The organism is Shimia sp. MIT910701, assembly GCF_047126315.1.
Classification (GTDB): Bacteria; Pseudomonadota; Alphaproteobacteria; order Rhodobacterales; family Rhodobacteraceae; genus Shimia.
Window position 1 is genome coordinate 3,835,779 of record NZ_CP138953.1, and the last position, 14,507, is coordinate 3,850,285.

Annotated in this window: 12 protein-coding genes; 7 read left to right on the forward strand and 5 right to left on the reverse strand. The window is 60.2% G+C overall.

Annotated features, from left to right (window positions below):
- The first annotated feature begins 18 nt into the window (after positions 1-18).
- From SIB38_RS18660 to lpdA, 6 genes are all read left to right on the forward strand, one after another.
- Positions 19-600 carry a DUF805 domain-containing protein gene (locus SIB38_RS18660; protein ID WP_412550797.1) on the forward strand — a complete coding sequence of 194 codons (582 nt, stop codon included), beginning with the start codon at positions 19-21 and terminating at the stop codon, positions 598-600.
- Positions 597-3,557, forward strand: a complete 2,961-nt coding sequence (locus tag SIB38_RS18665; protein ID WP_412550798.1) for a 2-oxoglutarate dehydrogenase E1 component — start codon at positions 597-599, stop codon at positions 3,555-3,557. Before SIB38_RS18660 ends, SIB38_RS18665 begins: the two co-directional genes overlap by 4 nt.
- A 3-nt stretch (positions 3,558-3,560) precedes the next feature.
- Complete coding sequence (gene odhB, locus SIB38_RS18670) at positions 3,561-5,048, forward strand: 2-oxoglutarate dehydrogenase complex dihydrolipoyllysine-residue succinyltransferase (RefSeq protein WP_412550799.1); 1,488 nt, start codon at positions 3,561-3,563, stop codon at positions 5,046-5,048.
- A 123-nt stretch (positions 5,049-5,171) separates the two neighbouring features.
- Positions 5,172-5,576: a hypothetical protein gene (locus SIB38_RS18675; RefSeq protein WP_294116440.1), complete on the forward strand. Its 405-nt coding sequence runs from the start codon at positions 5,172-5,174 to the stop codon at positions 5,574-5,576.
- A gap of 255 nt (positions 5,577-5,831) precedes the next feature.
- Positions 5,832-6,101 (forward strand): hypothetical protein, encoded by a 270-nt coding sequence (locus SIB38_RS18680; RefSeq protein WP_412550800.1) that lies wholly within the window; start codon positions 5,832-5,834, stop codon positions 6,099-6,101.
- An 87-nt stretch (positions 6,102-6,188) separates the two neighbouring features.
- Positions 6,189-7,583 (forward strand): dihydrolipoyl dehydrogenase, encoded by a 1,395-nt coding sequence (gene lpdA / locus SIB38_RS18685; RefSeq protein ID WP_294116444.1) that lies wholly within the window; start codon positions 6,189-6,191, stop codon positions 7,581-7,583.
- A gap of 72 nt (positions 7,584-7,655) precedes the next feature.
- Here the strand turns inward: lpdA and SIB38_RS18690 are convergent, their stop codons facing one another.
- The 4 genes from SIB38_RS18690 to SIB38_RS18705 are packed head-to-tail and all read right to left on the reverse strand — an operon-like array spanning position 7,656 to position 10,564.
- The gene (locus SIB38_RS18690) at positions 7,656-8,261 is read right to left on the reverse strand and encodes a pyridoxamine 5'-phosphate oxidase family protein (protein ID WP_412550801.1); all 606 of its coding nucleotides are present in this window, start codon (positions 8,259-8,261) and stop codon (positions 7,656-7,658) included.
- Positions 8,245-8,988, reverse strand: coding sequence for a lysophospholipid acyltransferase family protein (locus SIB38_RS18695; RefSeq protein WP_294116446.1), 744 nt, complete (start codon positions 8,986-8,988; stop codon positions 8,245-8,247). Before SIB38_RS18695 ends, SIB38_RS18690 begins: the two co-directional genes overlap by 17 nt.
- Positions 8,988-9,890, reverse strand: coding sequence for a cell division protein FtsX (locus tag SIB38_RS18700; RefSeq protein ID WP_294116447.1), 903 nt, complete (start codon positions 9,888-9,890; stop codon positions 8,988-8,990). The genes SIB38_RS18695 and SIB38_RS18700 overlap by 1 nt, the downstream gene beginning before the upstream one ends.
- Positions 9,887-10,564, reverse strand: coding sequence for a cell division ATP-binding protein FtsE (locus tag SIB38_RS18705; RefSeq protein WP_294116448.1), 678 nt, complete (start codon positions 10,562-10,564; stop codon positions 9,887-9,889). The genes SIB38_RS18700 and SIB38_RS18705 overlap by 4 nt, the downstream gene beginning before the upstream one ends.
- A gap of 144 nt (positions 10,565-10,708) precedes the next feature.
- Between SIB38_RS18705 and SIB38_RS18710 the strand changes: the two genes are divergently transcribed.
- The gene (locus tag SIB38_RS18710) at positions 10,709-11,893 is read left to right on the forward strand and encodes a zinc-ribbon domain-containing protein (protein WP_412550802.1); all 1,185 of its coding nucleotides are present in this window, start codon (positions 10,709-10,711) and stop codon (positions 11,891-11,893) included.
- A 20-nt stretch (positions 11,894-11,913) separates the two neighbouring features.
- Here the strand turns inward: SIB38_RS18710 and SIB38_RS18715 are convergent, their stop codons facing one another.
- Positions 11,914-14,487 carry a TIGR02302 family protein gene (locus SIB38_RS18715; RefSeq protein ID WP_294116450.1) on the reverse strand — a complete coding sequence of 858 codons (2,574 nt, stop codon included), beginning with the start codon at positions 14,485-14,487 and terminating at the stop codon, positions 11,914-11,916.
- Positions 14,488-14,507 lie beyond the last annotated feature (20 nt).

Here is a 14,507-nt window from a genome sequence, read left to right on the forward strand (position 1 = left end):
GACTAAAGGGAGTTGCTAATGTTTGAAAACGCTAAAGTTGTTTTTTTGCGTGGCCTTGATTTCAAGGGTCGGTCGGACCGGTATGAACTATGGAGCTTTGTGTGGCTCCTCTTTTTGACTTCAATCGCGCTCACCATATTTAATTCGGTCGTTTTTGGCCCCACCGTGACGGAACAGTTTACCATCACAATAGAAAACGGCGTTCAAAGAGAAGGAATCGTGCATCATACCAGTTACGATAGCGGTTGGTTTGGCACGGTTCTTCAAATCGTTGTTGCTTTACCACTGCTGGCGGTTTGCTGGAGGCGCATTCAAGACTTGGGAAGACCTGGCTGGATTGTCCTTGCCCCGTTTGCCGCAGCAGCGATCTGTTTTGGGTTGTTTTACGTTACGAGCGAAACAGTCCCCCTAGACCTCTCCTCTGTGCCTGAGGGGCTTGAGTTTCCTACGGAGGTGCGGGCGCCTTCCAGTGGTGCGCTATTCATAACTCTGTGGCTCTTCTCCGCCGCTACCTTAATCCTGACAATTGTGCTCCTTGCACGCCCGTCCCAACCCGGTCCCAACAAATACGGTCCCAACCCACATGAGGTGCCATCATGACCGAACAGTCGCCAAACGACATCTTCCACGCCTCCTCCTTTATGCAGGGGCACAATGCGGAATACCTCGAACAGATGTACGCCCGCTACGCCGCCAACCCCAATGCGGTTGACGAAGTCTGGCAGGAGTTCTTCCGTCAGCTCGGCGATGCGGAGCTGGACGTAAAGGCAGAGGCCGCGGGCCCTTCCTGGGCGCGCGCGGATTGGCCGCCACAGCCCAACGACGACTGGACCCAAAGCCTGACCGGCGAATGGGCGGAACCGGCGGAGGCCAAGGCCGCTGGCAAAAAGATCAAAGAGAAAGCCGCCGAGAAAGGCGTTGAGGTCTCTGACGAAGCCATCAAACGCGCGGTTCTGGATTCCATCCGCGCCCTGATGCTGATCCGCGCCTACCGTATTCGCGGCCACCTGATCGCCCACATCGACCCGCTGGGCATGCGCGACCAGACCCCACATCCGGAGCTTGATCCAAAATCCTACGGCTTCACCGACGCCGACATGGATCGCCCAATCTTCATCGACAAAGTACTCGGTTTGGACATCGCCACGATGCGCCAGATCATGGACATCGTGAAGCGCACCTACTGTGGCACCTTCGCGCTGCAATACATGCACATTTCCAACCCTGACGAAGCGAGCTGGCTGAAAGAGCGCATCGAAGGGTACGACAAAGAAATCCGCTTCACCCGCGAGGGCCGCAAAGCGATCCTGAACAAACTGGTCGAAGCCGAAGGCTTTGAGAAGTTCCTGCACGTGAAATACATGGGCACCAAGCGCTTTGGTCTGGACGGTGGCGAAAGTCTGATCCCGGCCATGGAGCAGGTGATCAAACGCGGCGGCAACTTGGGCCTGAAAGAGATCGTGATCGGCATGCCCCACCGTGGCCGCCTGTCGGTTCTGGCCAACGTGATGGCCAAGCCCTACCGCGCGATTTTCAACGAATTCCAAGGCGGCAGCTTCAAACCTGAGGATGTCGACGGCTCCGGCGACGTGAAATACCACCTCGGCGCCTCCTCGGATCGCGAGTTTGACGGCAACCAAGTGCACCTGTCTTTGACCGCAAACCCCTCCCACCTTGAGGCAGTAAACCCGGTTGTTTTGGGCAAAGTCCGCGCCAAGCAGGACCAGCTCAACGATGACGAGCGCACCGCAGTGATGCCAATCCTGCTGCACGGCGATGCCGCCTTTGCGGGTCAGGGTGTTGTAGCTGAGTGTTTTGCGCTTTCCGGCCTGAAGGGTCACAAAACCGGCGGCACCATGCACATCGTGGTGAACAACCAGATCGGCTTCACCACCGCCCCGCACTTCTCCCGCTCCTCGCCATATCCAACCGACAACGCGCTGGTTGTGGAAGCGCCAATCTTCCACGTGAATGGCGACGACCCAGAGGCGGTTGTACACGCGGCAAAAGTGGCCACCGAGTTCCGTCAGAAATTCCAGAAAGATGTCGTCATCGACATGTTCTGCTACCGCCGCTTTGGGCACAACGAGGGCGACGAGCCCATGTTCACCAACCCGGTGATGTACAAGCGCATCAAGAAGCATAAAACCACGCTCACGCTCTACACCGAACGCCTGGTGAAAGACGGCCTCATCCCAGAGGGCGAAATCGAGGACATGAAAGCCTCGTTCCAGGCTCACCTGAACGAAGAGTTTGAGACTGGCAAAGAGTACAAGCCAAACAAGGCAGACTGGCTCGACGGCCGTTGGTCCCACCTGGACAAACGCGGCGAAGACTATGAGCGCGGCCAGACCTCGATCAAGCCAGAAACCATGGCGGAAATCGGCAAGTCCCTGTCCACCGTGCCAGATGGCTTCCCACTGCACAAAACCGTGGGCCGACTTCTGGACACCCGTGGCAAGATGTTCTCCTCCGGCAAAGGCTTTGACTGGGCCACCGCCGAAGCCATGGCCTTTGGCTCTCTGCTGACCGAAGGCTACCCGGTCCGCCTCGCAGGTCAGGACGCCACCCGTGGCACCTTCTCCCAGCGTCACTCCGGTATCATCAACCAGGACACGGAAGAGCGCTATTACCCGCTCAACAACATCCGCGCCGGTCAGAGCCAGTACGAAGTCATCGACTCCGCCCTGTCTGAATACGCGGTGCTGGGGTTTGAATACGGCTACTCGCTGGCAGAACCAAACGCGCTGACCCTCTGGGAAGCTCAGTTTGGCGACTTCGCCAACGGCGCGCAGATCATGTTCGACCAGTTCATCAGCTCCGGCGAAAGCAAATGGCTGCGCATGTCCGGTTTGACCGTTCTACTGCCACACGGTTTTGAAGGCCAAGGCCCAGAGCACTCCTCGGCCCGCCTGGAGCGCTTCCTGCAGATGTGTGGTGGCGACAACTGGATTGTGGCCAACTGTACCACGCCAGCCAACTACTTCCACATCCTGCGCCGTCAGCTGCACCGCACGTTCCGCAAGCCGCTGATCCTGATGACGCCAAAGTCTCTGCTGCGCCACAAGCTGGCCATTTCCGAAGCGGAAGACTTCACCGATGGCTCCTCCTTCCACCGCGTGCTGTGGGATGATGCTGAAAAAGGCAACTCCGACACCAATCTGAAGAAGGACAAGGACGTCAAACGCGTCGTGATGTGTTCCGGCAAAGTCTACTACGACCTGCTGGAAGAGCGTGACGCCCGCGGCATCGACGACATCTACCTGATGCGGATTGAGCAATACTATCCGTTCCCGGCCCACTCGCTGATCAAGGAGCTTGAGCGCTTCAAAGATGCCGAAATGGTCTGGTGTCAGGAAGAGCCCAAGAACCAGGGCGCGTGGTCCTTCATCGAGCCCAACATCGAATGGGCCCTGACCCGCATCAAAGCCAAACACACCCGTCCGGCATACGCAGGCCGCCCGGCCTCCGCCTCCCCTGCCACCGGACTGGCAAGCCAACACAAAGCCCAACAAGCAGCGCTGGTGGATGCCGCGCTCTCCATGGAAGGAAATTGATCCATGACCGAAGTTCGAGTCCCTACCCTTGGCGAATCCGTCACCGAAGCCACTGTTGCCACCTGGTTCAAAAAGCCGGGTGATGCGGTTGCCGTGGACGAAATGCTCTGCGAGCTGGAAACCGACAAGGTGACCGTCGAAGTGCCTGCCCCTGCCGCGGGCGTTCTGGGTGAAATCGTCGCTGCCGAAGGCGACACCGTGGGTGTTGACGCCCTGCTGGCGATGATCAACGCCGGAGAAGGCGCCGCCCCTGCGCCAGCCGCAGCGCCTGCCGCCGCAGCCCCCGTTGCCGGTGGTGGCGACGCGGTGGACGTGATGGTCCCAACCCTTGGCGAATCCGTGACCGAGGCCACCGTCTCCACATGGTTCAAAGCCGTGGGTGACACCGTTGCGCAAGACGAGATGCTCTGCGAGCTGGAAACCGACAAGGTCTCCGTTGAAGTGCCCGCGCCTGCCGCCGGTGTGCTCTCCGAAATCCTCGCTCCAGAAGGCACCACCGTGGACGCATCTGCCAAGCTGGCTGTGATCGGTGGCGCATCTGCCTCCGCAGCCGCAGCTCCTGCTGCCGCTCCAGCCGCCGCAGCCGCACCTGCCGGGTCCGCTGATGTGGAAAACGCCCCCTCCGCCAACAAGCTGATGGCAGAAAAAGGCATCGACGCCGCTTCTGTAACCGGCACCGGCCGCGACGGGCGCATCATGAAAGAAGACGTGCTGAAAGCCGCGCTGGCGCCAGCCGCCGCAGCCCCTGCCCCAGCCGCCGCCCCACGTGCACCGGTTGCTGCTGACGACGCGGCCCGCGAAGAGCGCGTGAAGATGACCAAGATGCGTCAGACCATCGCCCGTCGTCTGAAAGACAGCCAGAACACCGCCGCCATGCTGACCACCTACAACGAGGTCGACATGACCGAGGTGATGGCGCTGCGCAGCCAGTACAAAGACCAGTTCGAGAAGAAGCACGGCGTGCGTCTCGGCTTCATGTCCTTCTTCACCAAAGCCTGTGTGCATGCGCTGAAGGAAGTGCCTGAGGTGAACGCAGAGATCGACGGCACCGACATCGTGTACAAAAACTATGTGCACATGGGTGTGGCCGCCGGCACGCCGCAGGGTTTGGTTGTGCCCGTGATCCGCGACGCGGACGCCATGTCCTTTGCGGACATCGAGAAAGCCATCTCCGAGAAAGGCAAGCGCGCCCGTGACGGCAAGCTTTCCATGGCCGAAATGCAGGGCGGCACCTTCACCATCTCCAACGGTGGTGTCTACGGCTCCCTGATGTCCTCCCCGATCCTGAACCCGCCGCAGTCCGGCATCCTCGGCATGCACAAAATTCAGGACCGTCCAATGGCGATCAACGGGCAGGTTGCGATCCGTCCGATGATGTATCTGGCCCTGTCCTACGATCACCGCATCGTAGACGGCAAAGGCGCCGTGACCTTCCTCGTGCGCGTGAAAGAAGCGCTGGAAGACCCACGCCGCCTGCTGATGGATCTGTAAAAACCGTGACCGACCGCCCCCAACATAGGGCAACGCCTGACCGCGGGTGGGTGCTGAAAGCGCCCGCCCATGGGAGCGGTCGGGCGCTGCCCGAGCCACACGTGGCCCGTGCGGAGAGGTGATATGAAGTCAATGCGCTCCTCCCAATGGCCTGTCAAAGTGGCGCGATTGTTCTTGATCGCCATCTTAATTGAGCGCCTGTGGCCATATTTCTATTTGGCGACAGTAAGCAACTCACTCCAAGGGTATCTGGCTCTGATTGACCGACAGGGCGCGCACTTTGCCGTCGTGACGATGATCGTCTTACTGGTCATTCTCCGCTGGTCCAAAACCGTCGTCGCAACAGTGTCAGCCATGTTTGCAATCGCCGGACTGCACGACGCGGTGTTTTATGGTGTCGACTTAAGCAATGGCTACGCACGCAGTGAACTGTTTTGGGGAACCTGTTTCGCCATAGCAGCATTCCTTCTGAGTATCGCAATCTTTGGAGAGAGGCGTGCAAATGCCACGGCTCAGGAGAATAACTAAGTGTTAAACTCCAATCGCCGACCAAATTCTTCTAACCCCAAATCTCCCGGGGTAGAGGCATACCAGATGCCTCAGGGGCAGCGCCCCTTCCCGCACTTCGCCACCCATTTCCCCACCTCCGCGATACAGACGCAATACCGACGCTATGCAGACGTGCAAAAATCGCCCAAACTGCCCCTATTGGAGAGACGCGCATTTCCCCTGCCCGCCGCTGGCCCCGCGCCGCGCGAGATGCAGAACATAGGAGGATAGACCATGCCCACCCATGTGCTCTGGCAAGCTGATGTTGCCGATTTTGACGCCTGGCTCACCGTCTTCCGAAAGGACAGCGCCAACCGCAAAGCCGCCGGGATTGTGGACCTCAACGTCTGGTCCGATCCCGATCATGAAAACCATGCCATCGCGCTGTTTGCCATCGTCGAAAAAGACAAGGCCCGCGCCTTTTTTGACAGCGAGGAACTCGCCATGCACATGGAGCGCGACGGCATCACCAACGTCACCGTAAAACTGTTGAAACCCGAATAAAGACCAACCATATCAAGCTCTTCATTGTGAGAGCTTTCCCACAAGACGGGGCATAATGCCCCTGCAATAGACCAAGGAAACACACCTATGGCTCAATATGACGTCATCATCATCGGCGCAGGCCCTGGCGGCTACGTCTCTGCAATCCGCTGCGCGCAGCTGGGTCTGAAAACCGCCATCGTGGAAGGCCGTGAAACACTGGGCGGCACGTGCCTGAACGTGGGCTGTATCCCGTCCAAGGCGCTGCTGCACGCGACCCACATGCTGCATGAGGCCGAACACAACTTCGCTGACATGGGCCTGAAGGGCAAAAGCCCGTCGGTCGATTGGGACCAGATGAAGGCGTATAAGACTGATGTTGTTGGACAAAACACGGGCGGCATCGAGTTCCTGATGAAGAAGAACAAGATCGACTGGCTCAAAGGGTGGGCCTCTATCCCGGCTGCCGGTCAGGTCAAAGTTGGCGATGACGTGCACGACGCCAAGAACATCGTGATCGCCTCGGGCTCCGTGCCGTCTTCCCTGCCAGGTGTTGAAGTCGACAACGACAAAGGCATCGTGGTCGACAGCACCGGCGCGCTGGACCTGCCAAAGGTACCAAAGAAGATGACCGTGATCGGCGCTGGCGTGATTGGCCTCGAACTGGGCTCAGTCTATGCCCGCCTCGGCGCAGAAGTGACCGTGGCGGAATACATGGACGCGGTCTGCCCCGGCATGGACGCGGATGTACAGCGGACCTTCAAGCGTATCCTTGAAAAACAAGGCCTTAAGTTCATCATGGGCGCGGCTGTGCAGGGCGTGGACGCCACCAAAACCAAAGCCAAAGTGCGCTATCAGCCTAAGAAAGGCGGCGACGAAGAGGTTGTGGACGCAGATGTGGTGCTGGTTGCCACCGGCCGTAAACCATTTGCAGAAGGCCTGGGTCTGGACGCGCTTGGCGTGAAAATGACCGAACGCGGCCAGATCGCTGTGGACGGCAAATGGGCCACCAACGTGCCGGGCATCTACGCCATCGGCGATGTGATCGAAGGCCCAATGCTGGCGCACAAAGCCGAAGACGAAGGCATGGCCGTGGCTGAAGTTCTGGCCGGGAAACATGGCCACGTGAACTACGGCGTGATCCCGGGCGTGGTCTACACCACCCCAGAAGTGGCCACCGTCGGCGCCACCGAGGCCGCTCTGAAAGCCGAAGGTCGCAAGATCAAAGTTGGCAAGTTCATGTTCATGGGCAACGCCCGCGCCAAAGCGGTACACCAAGGCGAAGGCTTTGTGAAAATCATCGTCGACAAAGAGACCGACCGCGTGCTTGGCGCTGCGATCATCGGCCCGGCGGCTGGCGACATGATCCACGAACTCTGCGTGGCCATGGAGTTTGGTGCTTCAGCGCAAGACATCGCCCTGACCTGCCACGCGCACCCAACCTACTCCGAAGCGGTCCGCGAAGCCGCACTGGCCTGCGGCGACGGCGCAATCCACAGCTAAGCTGTCTAAAATGAACAATAAAGGGCGCCTCTTGGGGCGCCCTTTTCATTTGAAATTATGGCCCATAGGCCACTACCACATCGTCTTCGCAGCCCGCGCGGCCCAGCCCTCATCGTAGGGCGTACCGCCCTCGGCCCCATCGGTCTGCTCGGCCAGAATCTGTCCCACTGTAGGCAAATCGGCGCTTTCATCCTCCGAGGCCCACAACCCGGCCCGCATCACCGCCCGAGCACATTGCGTGTAGATCTCGCCAATTTTTATCACAATCACCGCACGCGGGTGTCTGCCTTGCACCTCAAAACTTTCGCACAGAGCGGCATCTGTGGTCACCTTGGCAAGCCCATTGACCCGCACCACATTGTTGGAGCCCGGCACCATGAACAACAGCGATATACGCCCGTCCGCCACAATGTTGCGCAGCGTGTCGATCCGGTTATTCCCACGCCAATCCGGCATCGCAAGCGTGCGGTCGTCCAGCTCGCGCACCACAGGGCCATCGTCCCCGCGTGGACTGCCGTCCGTGCCCTCCGGCCCCACCGTCGACACCACACAGAACCGCGACGCCATGATCCATTTGCGGTAAAGCGGCGTCATCTGCAGCGCCACTTTATTGACCGACGCCGAGGCCGGTTTGCCATAAAGCGCCTCTAACTCCGCAAGATCACTGACGTACTGCATCCGGATCAAACCCCGCTTCCACCATCAACGCATTGGAGCGGGTCTCAATCACCTTTTCCAACCGCGTCATGAATTCTTTTTGGTCTGCGCCCTGCTCGATTGGCTCCAGAAACTCAACCACAGCCAGGCCCGGCTTGCGCAGCATCGTGCCCTTGGGCCAGAACATCCCGGCATTGGTTGCCACCGGCACCGCCGTCTGCCCAGTCTCTTTGTAAAGAACGTATGGGCCAACCTTATACGGCACATGCTCGCCAACAGGCACCCGTGTGCCCTGCGGATAAATCACCAACTGGCCCGGCGGCACCCGACCGCTTTCCACATCCGCCAACATCGCTTTGATCGCCGCACCCCGCTTGCCGCGCCGCACAGGCACACAGCCCAAACGCCACGCGTACACCCCGATGATCGGCGTGAACAGCAACTCATATTTCATGATGAAGCGCGGCTGCGGCACCGCTTTGAAGATCATCATAATATCGAGAAACGACTGGTGCTTCGCAGGCACCAAAACGGCACCACTCGGCACCTCGCCACGCACCTCGGATCGAATGCCCACCAACCAGCGCGCCGACCAGATCGCCCAAGTGGCGTAGGTGTTGCACGCCGCCATGGCCCCTTTAGAGGACAACAACGCCCAGGGGAAAAACACAATCCCCATCGCCAGCATCACAATCGCATTCTGAACCACATAGATGATCGACATCACCCATTGAAACGCCAAGCGCATCAGGTCAACTCCCCTAGTGTACGTCGTGCCGCCGCGCCGGTGGCCAGATAGGCCACCACGCCCGCCAGCGGCGGGATCAGCGCCAAGAACGCCCAGCTCATGCCTTGGAACCCTAGCCCGGTCAGAAAGCCGCCGCTCTCTTGCGCCGAAGGCAGCAAGAAGACGGCCAAGGCCCCCATTGCGGTGCCCACAGCGGCGCCCAGAAGGGCGCGCAGGGTAAAGCGCCGCACAAAGGCGCGTGCAATGTAGCTGTCCCTTGCGCCAATCAAGCGCAGCACCGAAATCACCTGCGCATTAGCCGCCAACGCCGCATTGGCCGCCAAGGTAATCATCGCCGCCGTGGCCGCCCCAATCAGGCCAATCGACACCCAGCCCAGCAGACGCAACCGCCCAGCGGCACGCTCCAGCGGACGCCGCCAACGGGTGTGGTCATCCAGCACCGCGCCCGGCACCTCCGCCTGCAATCGCAGCCGCAACCCAGCGCCGTCATAGCCCTCTTCGGTCTCGACAATCTCGATCAACTGCGGGATCGGCAGGCTGTCCAGCGGCAGGTCCGGCCCAAACCAAGGCGCCAGCAAGCCGCGCTGCTCGTCAACACTCAAGGCCCGCGCCGAAGCAATTCCCGGCGTGCTCTCCAGCACGGTCAGTGCCGCCGCTGTCTGAGCCGCCATCTGCTCTTCCGGCGCGGAAATCCGCAACGTTGAACTCTGCGCCAGCTCATCACCCCACCGCGCCGCCAGTCGGCCCGAGGCCAAGGACAACGCCAAAGCAAACACCGTCAAAAACGCCATGGCCCCCGCCGCAAACAACGTCAATCGCGCGGTAAATCCCGTTGGCGGCACCACGCGGTCTGCCTGCGCGTCGCCCATAATCAGCTTGGAAAGCTGCAGACCTTTGCTCATAGATCTGCCCCCGCCAGTTGCAACTTACGCCCCGAAATCCGCAGCACCCGTGCCTGCACGTGATGTTTGGCCGATCGGATTAAGTTCAGATCATGGGTCGCAATCAAGATGGTCTTGCCCATCTTGTTCAGTTCCACCAGAAGCTGCAGCAACCGTTGGGACATTTCCCAATCCACATTGCCGGTTGGCTCATCCGCCAAAACCACATCCGGCGACATAATCACCGCCCGCGCCAAAGCCGCCCGCTGGCGCTCCCCGCCTGACAGCTCCGGCGGCAAGGCACTGGCGCGATGCCCCAAACCCACCCAGGTCAAAAGCTCTTTCAGGTTGGAATGCTGCTCCAAAGAATCCCTGTCCGAAACCGTTAGCGGTAAAGCCACATTTTCTCGCACCGGCAGGTGGTCCAAAAACTGGCAATCCTGATGCACCACGCCGATCTGGCGCCGCGCCAAAGCGTGGTCATCCCGATCCATCTCACGCACATCTTTGCCAAACAGCTGCACCCGCCCCGCCGTCGGGGTCAGCGCGCCATAACACAGCTTCAAAAACGTGGTCTTCCCGGACCCGGACGGCCCGGTCAAAAAATGGAAAGATCCGGGTGCCAGCTTCAGGGACACCTCGCTCAGCAACTCGCCGCCACCATAGCTATACGCAATATTGTCTAGTTCGATCACATGAGACCTCATTTGTCCCGATTGTTGTGCACGAGCATCGCCTTGGTTGCAATCTGTTCCACGCCGCCTTTGCACTTTCGCCAAGCGATGTTTCAGAATATGGTTCCTGAATAAAAGCAAGAACTTCGACAGCAGGGGACGAGTATGCGGCTCACTTGCCCAAATTGCGGGGCACAATATGAAGTGCCTGACGACATCATCCCGACCGGTGGGCGGGATGTGCAATGCTCCAACTGCGGCAACACCTGGTTTCAGGTGCACGCGGACATGCAGGCGGAAGAACCCGTTGAGAACGCTGTTGCCGATGTGGTCGCTGCGGCTAGCGAAGAGGCCACGCAAGACGACGCTGCTGCGCCCGAAGAAGAAGTCTTTGAAGAGGTCGAACCGCCAGAGCTCTCTATTGAAGCAGAGCCGGAGGACAATCAGGACTTCTTCGATGACGAGGAAGAAGAAAACCCCGATGATCTGGACCTAGGGGGCGAAGACTGGGATCTGGAAACCGAGGAAGACTGGGCCGAAGAGAGAGCGCCTCAGCACGAGGAGGCTCCAGCAGACGCTGAAGAGCACCGCGAAGACATTGCCGAAACACCGGACGCGCAGGAAGAAGAGAGCGAGCCCGTCCCAGCGCCTGAACCGGACGACGAAGATGAACTGGAAGTCGCCGCAGATCTGGAAGACGACCTTGAGACCGACGCCCTCCCGGAAGACGACGGCGCAGTAGATGCAGAGCCAGAGCCTGCCCCCAAGCCACGTGGGCTGGACGACTCAGTCAAAGACATCCTGCGCGAAGAAGTGGAATACGAAAGCCGCGCCCGCGCGGCCGAACAACCGCAAAGCCTTGAGACACAGGGTGATCTAGGTCTCGACCAGGGCGAAGACCGCCCCACAGCCACAGACCGCCGCGCGGATGAAGCCGCCAACCGGCTGCGCCGCCTAAGGGGGCAAGACGATGCCGCCACCGCAGCGGCAGTGGCCGCAACCGTCCGCAGCGCCAAGGACACCCGCCGCGACCTGCTGCCGGATATCGAAGAGATCAACTCGACCCTGCGCACCTCGGGCGACACACCGCGCAATCCGGATTTAGGGCAGAAAACCAACAACAGCGCCAGCCGTGCGCGTGGGTTCCGTCTCGGATTTGCACTGGTGATCCTGCTCGCGGGCGCAGCGGTGTTTGTTTACAGTTCGCATGACAGTCTCAGCAAAAGCTACCCGCAGGCCGCGCCTTACATCGACAGCTTTATGGCCTCAGCAAACGGTGCCCGTATCTGGCTGGACGACAAAGTGGCTGGTCTGTTTCTGAAACTCAACGCCCTGACCGGACAGTCCTAACCGGCTGTCCAGCGCAGGCCTTAGAACCGCTCCAGCAAACGTTCCAGATAGTTACGCTCTGACTCAGAGCGCTCTGTCTCTCCGGCACGGCGGCGGATTTCGTCCAACAGACGACGCGCCTGACGATACACATCCTCGCCCTGCAGCAACCCTTCATCGGTACCTGCCGCTCCGCGATTGCCTTGGCTGCGCCCAAGCGGGTCTTGCGCCTGGCCCTGCGCCTCGGCGGTGCCTTGTTGGCCTTGCTGTTGTTGTTGCGCCATGGCTTCACCAAGGTTGCGCAGCCCCTCCCGCAGGGCATCCATCGCTTCCGCTTGCCGATCAATTGCCGTGGCCAGATCATCCTCACGCAACGCCTCTTCGGCACCTTCCATGGCACCTTCCGCATTACCAAGCGCTTCCCGCGCGGCATCCCCCTCTGGCGTGCCCTGCCCCGGCAAGTTCTGCATCTGACGGTTTAACTCCTGACGCAATGCCCGCTGGCGGTCCTCCAGCGCGCCTTGCTGGCCCTGTTGATCGCCATTGGATTGGCCGGTCTCGCCCTCACCTTCGCCGTTACCCTGACCTTCGCCACCAGTGCCGTCATGCGCCTGACCACGCCCTTCGCCACCACTGTACCCTTGGTTTTCCTGTGACTGTCCGCTCTGAGCGTTTGGGTTGAACTGTTCCTGCAACTCGCGGAAAGCCTCGTCAGACAGGCCTTGCTGATTGCGCAGCGTTTCAGCCAGCCCTTCCATGGCCTGCTCGCCCTGGTTCTGTTGACCTTGGCCTTGGGTGACGCGCATGTTCTCCATCAGCCGCTGCAACTCTTCCAGAGCCTGCTGCGCCTCTGCCATGCGGCCCTGTTCCATCAGTTCCTGAATGCGGTCCATCATGCGTTGCAGATCGTTCTGATCCATCTGCATCGAATTCTCTGCGCTCTGCTGATTTTCGCCTTCTTCGCCGTCCTGCTGCTGCCGCCGCGCTAACTCGCGCATGTAGTCTTCAGTGGCCTCGCGCAACTCCTGCATGAGACGCGCAATCTCCGCATCACTGGCACCGTTTTTCATCGCTTCGGACAAGCGCTCCTGCGCCTGTCGCAAACGCTCCGCCGCGCTGCCAAGATCGCCATCTTCCAAGTCCAGCGCCAATTGCCACAGCGCCTCAGCCAGTTCGTCGCGTTTCTCTTCAGACAGCCCATGCGTCACGTTCACTTCCAACCGCCGCAAAATGGTCCGAAACCGCAGGTAATCTGTCTCGCGCCGAAACACGCCATCCTCAGGCCGGTGCGACACCGCCCGCATCAACTGCGCCACGCGTTTGCCATTCTCCCGTGACCACAACAAATCCCGCCGCATCTCGATCACTGCCGCCGCCAACGGGTCAAAGAACCGCCGCGCCGGCAGTTCAAACCGCAAGTCTCCGGATTGTCCTTCAAGCCCCGCGTCATCCTCTACAGTCAGCGTGACCTTCACCGGCAAATGCGCCCAAGGGTGTTCGGAAAAGTCCTCAATCAAGGTCTCTTCAAACGACGCCCGATCGCCGGAGATCGGCAAGGGCAGTTCGACCACCACCGCCTCACGAGGTTCAGGATCGACCCGCACCCCGTACTGTCGGGACACGCCGTCGAGATCCAGCTCCACAACCGCTGTTCCGCCGACCACGCCATAATCGTCAGACGCATGAAACGGCAGGGTCATCTCACCACGCCCAGAGGCCTCCACCTGCCCGCTCAAAATCACTTTCGGCGCAAGGTCATCCTGCATCACAATATGCCAGGCAGCCCCGCCCGGCCCGGCGATCTCCAAATCACCTGTCTGACGCACATCAAAGCTCTGCTCCGGCTCGGCCGCGCTCTCAATCGCCCCAACCCGGCCGGACACGGTCTCCGCCACGGTCAGAGCACCGACTTCTCCGTAAAGCCGCAGCAAAACCCGGCTGCCTTCCGGCAACACCAACTTGCCCTCAGGTTGATCATTCAGGTAAAGCGCAGGTTTGCCGGTGTAACTCGGCGGCTCAATCCAACCTTCCCAGGTTGGCCCACTTGCCAAAGCTGCCCCGCCTCCGGGCCCCAATTCCCTCACGGACGATAGATTTGAAAACGATCCACCGACAAAGGCCATCATCAACAACAGGATCGCTGTGTAACGCAACCCAAACGGGTCCAACCGCGAAATCCGCAAATCCGGCTGCACCGCTTTGGCGCCCTTGGTGCGCGCTGCCATGCGTTTCTGGTGGGCCATCCAAAGCGCCTGAGAGGCGGCGTCGTCCTTGCCCACCGCCGGCGCATCGCGCAGCGCCGCAATCGGCCGTCCTGGCAAGGTTGCATCCAGCCGCGCAATCGCCATGTCACGGGACGGCAGCACCAACTGCCGCGCCCCACGCACCAAAAACACGAGCATCCCAGCCGCAGCCAAAAAGCCGCAAATCCAGATCATTTCCAGCGGCAGATGGTCCTGCAGCCCCACCATCAGTGCGGCCAGCACCACAAAGGCAATGGTCCACACCGGCCAAAACGCACGTGTGAATGATTCTGCAAACAGACCCAACCGGGTCAGGCCAATGACCCACCGAAGGTGCAACAGGGCTGCATCTGAAGGGCTTTGACGGGTCACGGCGCTCCTATCGGTTGGCT

What these genes read in the sequence shown, in the direction of transcription:
- lpdA (WP_294116444.1), top strand. Translation starts at nt 6,189, where the DNA reads ATGGCTCAATATGACGTCATCATCATCGGCGCAGGCCCTGGCGGCTAC.
- SIB38_RS18710 (WP_412550802.1), top strand. Translation starts at nt 10,709, where the DNA reads ATGCGGCTCACTTGCCCAAATTGCGGGGCACAATATGAAGTGCCTGAC.
- SIB38_RS18690 (WP_412550801.1), bottom strand. Translation starts at nt 8,261, where the DNA reads ATGCAGTACGTCAGTGATCTTGCGGAGTTAGAGGCGCTTTATGGCAAA.
- SIB38_RS18665 (WP_412550798.1), top strand. Translation starts at nt 597, where the DNA reads ATGACCGAACAGTCGCCAAACGACATCTTCCACGCCTCCTCCTTTATG.
- SIB38_RS18680 (WP_412550800.1), top strand. Translation starts at nt 5,832, where the DNA reads ATGCCCACCCATGTGCTCTGGCAAGCTGATGTTGCCGATTTTGACGCC.
- SIB38_RS18695 (WP_294116446.1), bottom strand. Translation starts at nt 8,988, where the DNA reads ATGCGCTTGGCGTTTCAATGGGTGATGTCGATCATCTATGTGGTTCAG.
- SIB38_RS18660 (WP_412550797.1), top strand. Translation starts at nt 19, where the DNA reads ATGTTTGAAAACGCTAAAGTTGTTTTTTTGCGTGGCCTTGATTTCAAG.
- SIB38_RS18675 (WP_294116440.1), top strand. Translation starts at nt 5,172, where the DNA reads ATGAAGTCAATGCGCTCCTCCCAATGGCCTGTCAAAGTGGCGCGATTG.
- SIB38_RS18700 (WP_294116447.1), bottom strand. Translation starts at nt 9,890, where the DNA reads ATGAGCAAAGGTCTGCAGCTTTCCAAGCTGATTATGGGCGACGCGCAG.
- odhB (WP_412550799.1), top strand. Translation starts at nt 3,561, where the DNA reads ATGACCGAAGTTCGAGTCCCTACCCTTGGCGAATCCGTCACCGAAGCC.